11 protein-coding genes and 3 tRNA genes are annotated in these 12,066 nt (G+C 46.0%); 4 read left to right on the forward strand and 10 right to left on the reverse strand.

What is annotated here, in order from left to right:
* The first annotated feature begins 9 nt into the window (after positions 1-9).
* Positions 10-708 carry a hypothetical protein gene (locus F463_RS0101535; RefSeq protein WP_018985277.1) on the forward strand — a complete coding sequence of 233 codons (699 nt, stop codon included), beginning with the start codon at positions 10-12 and terminating at the stop codon, positions 706-708.
* A gap of 562 nt (positions 709-1,270) precedes the next feature.
* Positions 1,271-1,873, forward strand: coding sequence for a DUF1294 domain-containing protein (locus F463_RS0101540; RefSeq protein WP_018985278.1), 603 nt, complete (start codon positions 1,271-1,273; stop codon positions 1,871-1,873).
* 78 nt (positions 1,874-1,951) lie between these two features.
* Here F463_RS0101540 and F463_RS0101545 read toward each other — a convergent pair whose 3' ends face one another.
* From F463_RS0101545 to tig, 8 genes are all read right to left on the reverse strand, one after another.
* Positions 1,952-3,850: a SurA N-terminal domain-containing protein gene (locus tag F463_RS0101545; RefSeq protein ID WP_018985279.1), complete on the reverse strand. Its 1,899-nt coding sequence runs from the start codon at positions 3,848-3,850 to the stop codon at positions 1,952-1,954.
* Between the two features lie 301 nt (positions 3,851-4,151).
* Positions 4,152-4,228 (reverse strand) — tRNA-Asp (locus F463_RS0101555).
* 164 nt (positions 4,229-4,392) lie between these two features.
* A tRNA-Val gene (locus F463_RS0101560) sits at positions 4,393-4,468 on the reverse strand.
* A 60-nt stretch (positions 4,469-4,528) separates the two neighbouring features.
* Complete coding sequence (locus tag F463_RS0101565) at positions 4,529-4,801, reverse strand: HU family DNA-binding protein (protein WP_018985281.1); 273 nt, start codon at positions 4,799-4,801, stop codon at positions 4,529-4,531.
* A 120-nt stretch (positions 4,802-4,921) separates the two neighbouring features.
* Positions 4,922-7,354, reverse strand: coding sequence for an endopeptidase La (gene lon, locus F463_RS0101570; RefSeq protein WP_018985282.1), 2,433 nt, complete (start codon positions 7,352-7,354; stop codon positions 4,922-4,924).
* A gap of 135 nt (positions 7,355-7,489) precedes the next feature.
* The gene (gene clpX / locus F463_RS0101575; protein WP_018985283.1) at positions 7,490-8,779 is read right to left on the reverse strand and encodes an ATP-dependent Clp protease ATP-binding subunit ClpX; all 1,290 of its coding nucleotides are present in this window, start codon (positions 8,777-8,779) and stop codon (positions 7,490-7,492) included.
* A gap of 27 nt (positions 8,780-8,806) precedes the next feature.
* Positions 8,807-9,454 carry an ATP-dependent Clp endopeptidase proteolytic subunit ClpP gene (gene clpP / locus F463_RS0101580; RefSeq protein ID WP_018985284.1) on the reverse strand — a complete coding sequence of 216 codons (648 nt, stop codon included), beginning with the start codon at positions 9,452-9,454 and terminating at the stop codon, positions 8,807-8,809.
* 3 nt (positions 9,455-9,457) lie between these two features.
* Complete coding sequence (gene tig, locus F463_RS0101585) at positions 9,458-10,768, reverse strand: trigger factor (RefSeq protein ID WP_018985285.1); 1,311 nt, start codon at positions 10,766-10,768, stop codon at positions 9,458-9,460.
* A gap of 121 nt (positions 10,769-10,889) precedes the next feature.
* Between tig and F463_RS14920 the strand changes: the two genes are divergently transcribed.
* Positions 10,890-11,057, forward strand: coding sequence for a hypothetical protein (locus F463_RS14920; protein WP_154650006.1), 168 nt, complete (start codon positions 10,890-10,892; stop codon positions 11,055-11,057).
* Here the strand turns inward: F463_RS14920 and F463_RS0101595 are convergent.
* Both F463_RS0101595 and F463_RS0101600 read right to left on the reverse strand, forming a co-directional pair.
* The gene (locus F463_RS0101595; RefSeq protein WP_018985287.1) at positions 11,054-11,428 is read right to left on the reverse strand and encodes a Rid family detoxifying hydrolase; all 375 of its coding nucleotides are present in this window, start codon (positions 11,426-11,428) and stop codon (positions 11,054-11,056) included. The genes F463_RS14920 and F463_RS0101595 overlap by 4 nt on opposite strands.
* A 164-nt stretch (positions 11,429-11,592) precedes the next feature.
* Positions 11,593-11,677: transfer RNA gene (locus F463_RS0101600), tRNA-Leu, on the reverse strand.
* Positions 11,678-11,826: 149 nt separating this feature from the next.
* Here F463_RS0101600 and F463_RS0101605 point away from each other — a divergent pair.
* Entirely contained in the window at positions 11,827-12,063 is a 237-nt protein-coding gene (locus F463_RS0101605) for a hypothetical protein (protein WP_018985288.1), read from the forward strand.
* Positions 12,064-12,066 lie beyond the last annotated feature (3 nt).

Consider the following 12,066-nt stretch of genomic DNA (forward strand, 5'->3'; position numbering starts at 1 on the left):
TTTAAAACAATGGAGCCTCAGATATTACTAGCACAGCTTAGAGCACTGCTTGAAAGAGCACCTGACTTGTCGAACTATTCACCCACGTCAAAAGAACAAATGGTTTGGCTTGCTCAAGCTTATGCGTTAATTGAACGATGGGATAATATCGAGGCGATTGCTTTTAAGTCAGCATGTGATTTTATGTCATCAAGCCTAATGCGCGACTCCAGTCTAACTAAGATATTTGGCACAATTCACCGCGCAATAGCGGACTTGGAGCTTAGAGTCCCATCCAATATTGAAGTTAATTTTGGGGCTGGTGATGTTTATGACTTCTTCAATGCTTTAAACAAAGTAATTGCTTCAGCTGAAAAATCCATTTTTATAATTGACCCGTATCTTGATCACACTGTTTTTGACCATTACCTTAACTCTCGCAATATAAATGCAAAGATCCGTTTACTATTAAGCCACAATGCTCAAAAAATTGTTCCAGCCGCTCAAAAATATAAAGCTCAACATGGTGCAGTATTAGAACTTAAAGAAAGCAATTCTTTACATGACCGAGTCATTTTTATTGATGGATATGTCTGCTGGCTTCTGGGCCAGTCTGTAAAAGATGCAGCAAAAGCAAAACCTACCTATTTAGTTCAGCTTCCCCCAGATGTTGTTCCTGAAAAGCTAAATCACTATGAAAAAATCTGGAGTTCAGCTAATGCACTCTAACCCATCATTCAAGCGGGACGCCTAACGGCGCCCCTTAATTAAGACGTTAGCCAATAAATTTCAATCTGTTTTTTTCTTTTTCGGCTTAAGAAATAGTGGCGAAAGTTTAATGTTGAAATTTGGTATATCTGGAAAAGCTGGTACGTTTACACTCTTTGAAATTTTTGGGTTGTCAGCACTCATAACCAATCTTTTAGGTAATCCGCATAATGAAAAGGGATCTGTTGTTGCCTACTATTGGTCTAGTAAAAGTTGTGGCTAAGGTTATTACTTAATGAATTAACTCCTATTGGAGGAGGCTTTTGCAAAGCAGGACAAAATGAAAGCCGTTTTGATGGGGTAAATTTTGTGGATATAAAAGCTAAAAAAACAATTTTAGGTACTCTAGTCCTTAGCATAGAACCAGCTTTGGCTAACCCATAATTAATCGGGGCGCCTAACGACGCCCCATACTCCAACCGTTAGGTTTCATGAGAGCTTTTGATTGTTCCAATGTGGTGTTCATGCCACAGAGGCTTACAGAGTTTGGGAAGAATAATTTTTAAAAACCTAGCAATCACATATGCGTTACCAAGGCAGAATCACTTCATGGAAAGACGAACAAGGTTTTGGCTTTATCACGCCTAATAGCGGTGGAAAGCAGGTGTTTGTTCATATCACTGCATTTTCAAACCGTCAGCGACGCCCCATTCTCGATGAAATTGTGACTTATGAAATCACTAAGGAAGCGAGTGGAAAATTAAAGGCCGAACACGTTCACTACATCGATGAACATGTGCGATCAAACGACGGCACGTTGCTTTTGTTCTTTGCAATCGTTTTTCTTATTTGCATGACGATGTCTGTTTTCGCCGAAAGACTACCATTATGGGTGCTGGAAATATATTTATTGACAAGCACCTGCACACTCATTGCTTACAGGCTGGATAAGATGGCTGCAAGGCAAAACAATAGGCGAATACCAGAAAAAACGTTGCATCTCTTGGCCTTGATCGGTGGGTGGCCTGGGGCAATCATTGGCCAAAAACTGTTTCGTCACAAATCTAAGAAGCTTTCTTTTCAAGTGACTTTTTGGGCAACCATTATTCTTAATTGCGCAGCATTAGCTTGGTTGATTTCCATGGATGGCTTGGCTTTTATCGAGGACGTGATTGGTGGGCTTTGAGAAAACTAAGCACACCAAAAAGAATGCAGCAAATAAAAAAGGAGGGCAGCGCCCTCCTTTCTCACTTCAGTCAGCTAATTATTCGTTACCTTTGGATAACAATACTTTGGCATTGAACTGAATATCTTTTTTGGCTTTGAGCGAGCCCACATAAGCATGTGACATTTCTGCGCCCAACGCTGCCTGGTAGGCTTTAAATGCACGGTCAGCAACGTCTGGCTGGTCTTTGAGCTTCTGGTTCACCGCAATCACTTTAATCACGGTATAACCGCTGTTAGCTTCGTTAAAACCATAATAGGCTGGCAAGGCATGCGTATTCACTTTAAACACGTTTCTCATCACGCCATCGCTTAAACCTTGGGCATTTCTACGGTCTATGGTGACGGGTGTGATCCAGTCAGCATCTACTGCTTTGCCGGCTTTGAGGTCAGCCAAGAGCGCTTCACCTTTTTGTTGCGCCAGTTTGCCTGCGGCTTCGGCTTTCAACAACGATTCAATCCCGCCTTTAACTTCATCATAGCTACGAGGGGCTTCTGGCGTGTATTCAACCACACGAGCGGCAACGAGGTTGTTAGGTGAGACTTCCACAGCTTCAGTATTGCGTTTTTCTTTCAATACTTCGTCAGAAAACACCATATTTGCCAAGCGATCACTCTTGAAGAACTTGGAGATTTCGTCTTTGCTCATGGCTGGAGAAGTTTGTACCTGCAGATTAAACTTCTTGGCAACGGGATCCAGGCTGCCTGATTGTTCGTAGACTGTGTTGCCAAAGTCATCCGCCAGTTCAGCATACTTCGCCTGGGCCTTTTGGAACAACAATTCGGCTTTAATTTTAAGCTTCATGGAATCAAAGTCAGAAGACTCGCCAGTAATACCGGTCAACTTGATGATGTGGTAACCAAACTCGGATTCCACCAGGTCACTGATCTCGCCGACCTTCATGGAGAAAGCAGCATCTTCAAATGGTTTTACCATGGCACCACGGCCAAAACTGCCTAAGTCGCCACCGTTACTGGCAGAGCCAGTGTCTTGTGAGTTTTCAATAGCGAGTTTTTCAAAGCTCTTAGGGTTAGCTTTGACTTGCTTGAGAATCGCTTCCGCCTTCTCTTTCGCTGCAGCTTTTTCTGCTGCGCTTGAAGAACTGTTAAAGCCAATCAGGATATGACTGGCCTGACGCTGCTCATTACCCTGAAATTTGGCAGCGTTCTCGTCGTAGTATTGCTTCACTTCTTCATCAGTCACACTCACCTGCCCCATCAAACCGGCAGCAGACAACAATGCGAATTGCAGTTTAACCTTGGCAGGCGCAATAAACTTGGTTTTATGCTGCTTGTAATAGGCTTGCACCTGGTCTGGTGTCACGTTGACCTGATTAAGGAAATTAGAGACCTTGATATCGGTAACAGTCACTTCCCGCTGCTCAAACTCGGACATCAAAGATTGTTCAGCCACTTTTTTGGGCATGAATACCAGCGCGGATAAACCGTCACGCACTTGCTGAACGGCAAGATCCTTACGCACACTTTGCTCAAACTTGGCTGGGGTCAGTTTATTTTGTGTCAGCAATTGATTGTAAGTATCTTCAGAGAACTTGCCATTACTCTGGAATTCGGGCATACCCAGAATGTGCTGGCTTAACTGCTCATCGCTGATTTTAAACCGATAATCCTGAATCGCACCTTCAACCAGACGGCGCGTAATAATGCCATCCAATACAGACTGCTTGAACGCAGGGCTTTCCAACATTTGAGTATCCACTTTTTGCCCTTGCGACTGCAAAAAGTTACGGGCGTTTTCAACCGCATTTGAATACTCTTGCAGCGAAATTTTCTGGCCATCAATTTTAGCGACAGCAACCTGGCTACCCGCCTGATTGAGATAAGAGTCAATACCAAACAAAGCAAACGGCACTACAATCAGCGCCAGAATGATTTTTGCCATCCATCCTTGTGTATGTTTTCTGAGTGCTTCCAACATTTTATGATTTCCATTACCTGATTTTTTGCAACAGCAAACTATACCATAAACCCGCCATCATGGCTGGACTGAGGCCGTATGTTCACCCCATTCATTGCAGTTTAAACAGGATGTCACTCACAGACTCATCCAGCGATTTAAAGCGCTCAAGATCAAACCGGCGATAGATATTAAAAACGAATTGTTTTGTCAGAAATCCGGACTGGATATTAAAGTTCATACAGCGAGTGTAATTTGAGCCGCAAGAAGCAAAGAAGGCTCTAGAAAAGAAAAAAGCCCTGAAAAAATCAGGGCTTTTATTTGGCGGAGCGGACGGGGCTCGAACCCGCGACCCCCGGCGTGACAGGCCGGTATTCTAACCAACTGAACTACCGCTCCCGGTAATCGTTAAGCTGAAATTATAACATTGTTTTTTATAAAATCAACTAATTTTTTTAATTACTTATTCGGTACTTAGCATTGCTAATTAAAGTAATTTCTTAAGTACCGTGTCACTCAAAAAATTAAGAGCGCAAACTTCGCACTCTTAATTTAAATTGTTTTGGTGGGTGCTAACGGGGTCGAACCGCTGACATTCGCCTTGTAAGGGCGACGCTCTACCAACTGAGCTAAGCACCCGTAACAACCACTTGTGTTGCTACTACTGGTAGAGCAAACTAGCTGCTCAACCAAAGAATGCTAGTTTACAGCATCTTTCAGACCTTTACCAGCCCTAAATTTAGGAGATTTAGCAGCTTTGATGTTAATTGTTGCGCCGGTACGAGGATTACGGCCAGAACGGGCAGAACGCTCACCTACATAGAATGTACCAAAACCAATCAAGGTCACCATATCACCTTTTTTCAATGCGCCGGAAATAGCTTCAGTTGTTGCATCCAGAGCACGAGCCGCAGCGGCTTTAGAAATACCAGCAGCACTTGCAATATGATCTATCAATTCTGATTTATTCACGTGTTTCCCCTAATAACTAGTTAAAAAGACAGGTACATCCTGTACCGTCTTTATATCAAGCCGCAAAACGAGCTGTCAAGCGCTAATCCGGCCTTTTGACAATAATTCGCATCAATTTTACTAATGCGTGACTGCTTGTTCCGGATTCGCATCACCAGAAGCGACAATCTCGACGGCGGGTGCAGTCACAGCTAACGGCTGTGGTGCACTGGCGAGAGCCAAATCCAGCACCTGATCTATCCATTTTACGCAATGAATATCCAGGTCTTTTTTGATATTGGCCGGAATTTCTACCAGGTCTTTTTCATTGGCGGATGGAATCAACACTGTTTTAATGCCACCACGATGCGCAGCCAGCAGTTTTTCTTTCAAACCACCGATAGGTAACACTTCACCACGCAAAGTAATTTCCCCGGTCATTGCCACGTCTGCGCGCGCTGGAATGCCTGTCAGCACTGAAACAATGGCAGTTGTCAGCGCAATACCGGCACTTGGGCCGTCTTTTGGTGTAGCCCCCTCAGGCAAGTGGATATGGATGTCTTTCTTCTCGTAGAAATCAGTAGGAATACCCAAGCCTTCGGAACGGCTACGCACCACACTCATGGCAGCAGTCACTGATTCCTGCATCACATCACCCAGTTTACCCGTGGTAATGGTTTTACCCTTACCAGGCAAAGTTACGGCTTCAATCGTCAGCAATTCACCACCCACGGAGGTCCACGCCAGTCCTGTCACCTGCCCTACCTGATTCTCTTTGGCTGCCACACCAAAGTCGTAGCGTTTGATGCCCAGATATTGCTCAATGTTTTTGCTGGCGACGTTAATTTTCTTGACGGTTTTGCTCTTACCTTTGGCCAGTAATTGCTCTTTTACCGCTTTACGGCAAATCTTCGCAATTTCCTGTTCCAGACGACGAACGCCAGCCTCACGGGTGTAATAACGCACGATATCGCGCAATACGCTTTCAGCCACCGAAATATCAGTGGATTTCAAACCGTGCGCCTTGAGCTGCTTGGGCAACAGGTAGCGCTGGGCAATATTGATTTTCTCGTCTTCCGTGTAACCTGACAGACGGATAATCTCCATACGATCCAGTAATGGCTCGGGAATATTCATGCTGTTGGCGGTTGCCACAAACATCACATCACTGAGATCATAGTCGACTTCCACATAGTGATCGGCAAATGTGTGGTTTTGCTCCGGGTCCAACACCTCTAACAAGGCTGAAGACGGATCCCCACGCATGTCTTGGCCCATCTTATCGACTTCGTCCAGCAGGAATAATGGGTTTTTCACGCCCACTTTGGTCATGCTTTGCAGCACCTTACCTGGCATGGAGCCAATATAAGTCCGGCGATGACCACGAATCTCTGCTTCATCACGCACGCCACCCAAAGCCATACGTACAAATTTGCGGTTCACGGCTTTGGCAATGCTTTGTCCAAGCGAAGTTTTACCTACACCTGGGGGCCCTACCAAGCACAAAATTGGGGCTTTTAGCTTACCTACCCGCTGTTGCACCGCCAGGTACTCAACGATACGCTCTTTAACCTTGTCCAGACCATAATGATCGGCATCCAGAATCGCTTCTGCAGCCTGCAGATCTTTGCTGATCTTGGTTTTCTTTTTCCATGGCAAGTTAAGCAAAGTGTCGATGTAATTACGCACGACAGACGCTTCAGCCGACATCGGCGACATCAATTTGAGTTTCTTGAACTCAGCAGTCACTTTGGCAAGCGCCTCTTTAGGCATGGCGGCATTCTTGATGCGCTGTTCCAGCTCTTCCATCTCGGCGTTTTCATCTTGCTCGCCTAGCTCTTTCTGAATCGCTTTCACTTGCTCATTCAGGTAATACTCGCGCTGGCTTTTCTCCATTTGGCGTTTCACACGGCCACGGATACGTTTTTCTACCTGCAAGATGTCGATTTCAGACTCCATCAGGTAAAGCAAATGCTCCAGACGCTCAATGACGCTAAGCATTTCCAATACTTTTTGCTTTTCTTCCAGCTTGAGGGTCAGGTGTGCAGAAATCGTGTCTGCCAGACGGCCAGGCTCATTGATTGTCGCCAGTGAAGTCAGGATTTCGGGCGGAATTTTCTTGTTGAGTTTGACGTACTGGTCAAACTGCGTCATGACAGTGCGCATCAAGGCTTCTGCTTCTTTATCGTCCTGGTCGGTTTGTTCGACTTCTTCGCCCAATGCCATAAAGCAATCATCGGTCTCGACAAAATCGGAAACGCGTACGCGGTGCAGGCCTTCTACCAGCACTTTAACCGTGCCATCAGGTAGTTTCAGCATTTGCAATACAGTCGCCAGCGTGCCGATCTCATACAGATCTTCAGCCGTCGGGTCGTCCTTATTGGCAGATTTCTGCGCCACCAGCAGAATCTTCTTGTCACCCTCTGATGCACGCTCCAATGCCTTGACCGACTTGCTGCGGCCAACAAACAGTGGGATCACCAAATGTGGATAAACAACAACATCACGCAACGGCAGTAACGGGATTAAAGCAGTGTCAGGCGTCTCGGAGTCAAGCAAAGTGTGTTCAGTCATAGCTTCTTTCGTAAAGTGTCAAAGGAACAAGCCCTTTGCATTTAGATGGGAACATTCTTTGAGAATTCAATAGAAGCAGCATCTAATGTTGTAGATGCTATCTTGCAATAGCCGGACGGCTATTGCAAGCAAGATTTAGTGTGCGTTTTCGACGCGTTTTTGCGTATCCTGGTAAATCAGAATCGGTTCGGAAGTGTGTTCGATGACGCCAGCGTCTACAATCACCTTGGACAGGCTCTTGAGTGATGGCAACTCATACATGAGGTCGAGCAACGCGTGTTCCATGATGGAACGCAAACCACGGGCACCAGTTTTACGCTCAAGCGCTTTTTTAGCGATCAAACGCAGGGCAGACTCTTCAAACTCCAGTTCAACGCCTTCCATTTTGAACAGTTTCATATACTGTTTGGTCAACGCATTCTTCGGTTCGACCAAAATCGTCATCAGTGCTTCTTCATCCAGGGATTCCAAGGTCGCCACCACTGGCAAACGACCAATAAATTCTGGAATCAGGCCAAACTTGATCAGATCTTCCGGCTCAACCTCGCGCAAGACTTCACCTACGGCACGTACGTCTTCTTTGCTTTTTACTTCAGCGCCGAAGCCGATACCGCCTTTTTCCGAGCGGTGACGGATCACCTTTTCCAAGCCATCAAAGGCACCGCCGCAGATAAACAGGATATTGGTAGTGTCCAGTTGCACAAACTCCTGGTTAGGATGCTTGCGGCCACCTTGTGGCGGGACGGAGGCAATCGTGCCCTCGATCAGTTTCAACAAAGCCTGTTGGACACCCTCGCCTGATACGTCACGCGTAATCGACGGGTTGTCAGACTTACGCGAAATTTTATCGACTTCATCAATGTAGACAATGCCGCGCTGGGCTTTTTCAACGTCGTAATCACATTTTTGTAGCAGTTTCTGCATGATGTTTTCGACGTCTTCACCCACATAACCGGCTTCGGTCAATGTCGTCGCATCAGCCATCACAAATGGCACATCCAGCAAACGCGCCAGAGTTTGCGCCAGCAAGGTTTTACCTGAACCAGTTGGCCCAATCAGCAGAATGTTACTTTTCTGCACTTCTACATCGTCTTTACCAGACTGGTTGCCTTCAGATAAAGGATTATATCCCAGGCGTTTGTAGTGATTGTAAACTGCCACTGCCAGGTTCTTTTTCGCTTGCACCTGGCCAATGACATATTGGTCAAGGATAGAGCAGATTTCTTGTGGTGTCGGCAGTTTCTTGTCTGCAGATTTGATTTCGTTGAGGCTCTGGATTTCCTCACGAATAATGTCGTTGCACAAGTCAACACATTCATCGCAAATAAAGACAGACGGGCCCGCAATCAGTTTTTTAACTTCATGCTGGCTCTTGCCGCAAAACGAGCAATATAAAAGCTTCTCGCTATCAGATTTAGTTGCCATGCTATTCCCCTGCTGGTTGCTCGCTGATTAAACAGCGCTACGTGCGGCAATCACCTGGTCTACCAAGCCATAAGCCTTGGCAGCGTCAGCACTCATAAAATTGTCACGATCCGTGTCGTTGGCAATGGTTTCAATGTTCTGGCCAGTATGATGAGCCATAATGCCATTTAATTTGTCTTTAAGGTACAGAATTTCCTTAGCATGGATCTCGATATCAGAGGCCTGGCCCTGAAAGCCACCCAATGGCTGGTGGATCATGACACGGGAGTTAGGCAGGCAAAAACGCTTGCCTTTGGCCCCTGCAGTCAGCAGGAAAGCGCCCATGCTGGCCGCCTGGCCAATACACAAGGTGCTGACATCCGGCTTAATAAACTGCATGGTGTCATAAATCGACATGCCCGCCGTCACTGAGCCGCCCGGCGAGTTGATGTACAAGGAAATGTCCTTGTCCGGGTTTTCAGCTTCCAGGAACAAAAGCTGCGCCACAACCAGGTTGGCCGTCATGTCATTGACAGGGCCAACGAGGAAAATAACGCGCTCTTTCAATAAGCGTGAATAGATGTCATATGAACGCTCGCCCCGGCCACTTTGCTCAATGACCATTGGAATATAGCCAAGACCTTGCGGCTCCATACGTTGTTGCATCATGCCTTCGTTCGCGTTCATATAATTCATGGTTTAAGCACCTGCCATCATCAATTCATCAAATTTAATTTTTTTGCTGGTCACTTTGGCCTTGTCCAGCACCCAAGCCACCACATTTTCTTCAGTTGCAAGTGCAGCTGGTTCATCCAAGCGTTTTACATCAGCATAATACCAGCTCACCAACTCGTCTGGCTTTTCAAAACTTTGTGCAAAAGTATCTACCATGGCACGGACTTGATCTGCTGTTGCCTGCAAATTGTTACTATTAACCAACTCGCTCAATACGAGTCTCAACTTGGCATTGCGCTGGGCTTGCGCCTCGAATACAGAAGGCTCCATTGGCACTTGTGCCGGGTCAACACCACGCTGACGCAAGTTTTGCGCTGCGACCTGCATCAGGCGGTTGGTTTCAGCTGAAACAATCGCTTTGGGCAGTTCGAAGCTGGTTTCATCAACCAATGCCTGGAAAACGGCTTCTTTAATACGTGCTTTGAGTCGCTTGTCGACTTCCTGTTCCAGACTTTGCTTGATTTCGGCTTTCATTGTCTCAATGTTGCCATCTTCCACACCCAGGTTTTTCGCAAACTCAGCATCCACTTCAGGGTACACTGGTTGTGAAACCGAGATGAACTTCACATCATAAGTGACTGTTTTTCCAGCCAATTGGGCTGGGTTGTGATCTTCAGGATAGGTGATATCAAACGTTTTTTCAGTACCGGCCTTACCACCGATCAATGCATCATCAAATTCTTTCACACGGCCTGGCTCACCAATTACAAGGTCGATCCCGCGGTCACCCGTACTCTCAACTTGCTGGCCATCCATAGAGGCTGTCAATGTAATGTTGATGCGGTCACCTTTTTTAGACATGCGTTTGACTGGCTCGTAACTTACACGCTGTTTAACCAGTACATCCAGGGTTTTCTCAACGTCAGCATCGGTCAACTCTAGGGTTGGACGCTCAATTTTGACTTTTGTCAGATCTCCGACAGCCACTTCAGGGAAAATTTCAAAAGTAGCAATGTATTCAAACTCTTCAGCCGCGTCCTTGAATGGGATGTGTTCAATGTTAGGAAAACCTGCTACGCGCAATTTATTCTGTTCAACAGCCTCACCAAAGCTGGTTTCAACCGCTTTGGAGTAGATTTCATCGCGCACCTGGTCACCATAGTGTTGATTCACCAAACCAATAGGTGCTTTGCCTGGGCGGAAACCAGCAAATTTGGCGGTACGTGAAATTTGCTGTAAACGTTGTCTGATTTGCCCTTCGAGCGGAGCCAAAGGGACTTTGATGGTCATGCGACGTTCCAAGTTGCTGACTGTTTCAACAGATACTGCTGCCATGCTGAACTTCCTGTAAAAATCGTTTTTTTAACGATGGGTTATGTAAGTGAGCGCCATCAAGTGGGCATTAATCATATTTTCACACAACCTGACCACAGTAAAGTGTTAGACAAGTGATCAAATGATGAAAAAAGAGCATAAAAATATAACACAACTCCGAATTGAAATAAACTTCAAGCCAGCAATCCTGAAAGCAGCAGCACAATCATTTTCTGCTAGTCAGCACAAGCCACTAAAACGGCTCATTCATTATCAATATGGAGCACAAAAACTGGACTTCAAGACCTAGGCTAAAGCAACAATCGCCTCAACTTCTACCAAGACATCTCGCGGCAACTTGGCTACTTGCACGGTAGAGCGTGCAGGCGTATGGCCGGCAAAGGCTTCTGCATAGACCTGGTTCATGGCGGTAAAGTCATCAAGATTCTTGAGAAAAACGGTAGTTTTAACCACTTGCTGCAAACTACCGCCTGCAGATTCGATAATGGCCTGCAGGTTAGCTAGCACCTGACGGGTTTGTTCCACAATATCACCATCATTTAAACTGCCATCCGGACGCAAAGCAATTTGCCCTGAGGTATAAAGTATATTAGCGACCACAACCCCTTGCGCATACGGTCCGATGGCAGCAGGTGCATTTGATGTTTGTACGATATTCATAGTGATCCTTTCTGGTCGCAGCCCGATTGGGCGCATGAAAATATTACCTGATAGAGTATGGATAGCCGACTAGTGTTGTTTTAAGCATCATAGGATGCTTAAAACAACAAAGGCTCCCTGAATGGAAGCCTGTTTTATTCATTACCACCACCATTCAATCCAGGTGGTGCGAAAGGAGAGACTCGAACTCTCACGCCTCGCGGCGCTGGAACCTAAATCCAGTGCGTCTACCAATTTCGCCACTTTCGCAATCATTGCCAGCCAAAACCGACAATTCGGTATTATAGCCCATTTTAAGCTGATCTCACAAACTTATAGACTTCACATTGACAAGCCCGTCGTTCAACTGCAAGATGTTGGACTAATCATCATAAATTAAGTTGTTCATGGGACGGAATATGCATTCAGCCGAAGAAAACATGCTCAGGGCAGAACTTGAGCTTTTAATGCGAGAGCGTGAATTATTGCTGAAGATCACTGGTGTGGCTGCTGGTTTAATCGCGGAACTCAATACCACAGACCTGCCAATTCGCACGGTTGAGGCAGCTGACTTACTGGCAACCACCATCAACCAGTTGCCGGAAGACTTGCTGCAAGACGCGTTGGATGCTGCCCACGCGACGATTGTTGAATAAATA

The organism is Methylophilus methylotrophus DSM 46235 = ATCC 53528 (assembly GCF_000378225.1).
Taxonomy (GTDB): Bacteria; Pseudomonadota; Gammaproteobacteria; order Burkholderiales; family Methylophilaceae; genus Methylophilus; species Methylophilus methylotrophus.

Bases quoted from the DNA above. Each gene is read 5' to 3' on its own strand.
- F463_RS0101535 (WP_018985277.1), top strand. From the start codon at position 10: ATGGAGCCTCAGATATTACTAGCACAGCTTAGAGCACTGCTTGAAAGA.
- F463_RS0101540 (WP_018985278.1), top strand. From the start codon at position 1,271: ATGCGTTACCAAGGCAGAATCACTTCATGGAAAGACGAACAAGGTTTT.
- F463_RS0101545 (WP_018985279.1), bottom strand. From the start codon at position 3,850: ATGTTGGAAGCACTCAGAAAACATACACAAGGATGGATGGCAAAAATC.
- lon (WP_018985282.1), bottom strand. From the start codon at position 7,354: ATGACTGAACACACTTTGCTTGACTCCGAGACGCCTGACACTGCTTTA.
- clpX (WP_018985283.1), bottom strand. From the start codon at position 8,779: ATGGCAACTAAATCTGATAGCGAGAAGCTTTTATATTGCTCGTTTTGC.
- clpP (WP_018985284.1), bottom strand. From the start codon at position 9,454: ATGAATTATATGAACGCGAACGAAGGCATGATGCAACAACGTATGGAG.
- tig (WP_018985285.1), bottom strand. From the start codon at position 10,768: ATGGCAGCAGTATCTGTTGAAACAGTCAGCAACTTGGAACGTCGCATG.
- F463_RS14920 (WP_154650006.1), top strand. From the start codon at position 10,890: ATGATGAAAAAAGAGCATAAAAATATAACACAACTCCGAATTGAAATA.
- F463_RS0101595 (WP_018985287.1), bottom strand. From the start codon at position 11,428: ATGAATATCGTACAAACATCAAATGCACCTGCTGCCATCGGACCGTAT.
- F463_RS0101605 (WP_018985288.1), top strand. From the start codon at position 11,827: ATGCATTCAGCCGAAGAAAACATGCTCAGGGCAGAACTTGAGCTTTTA.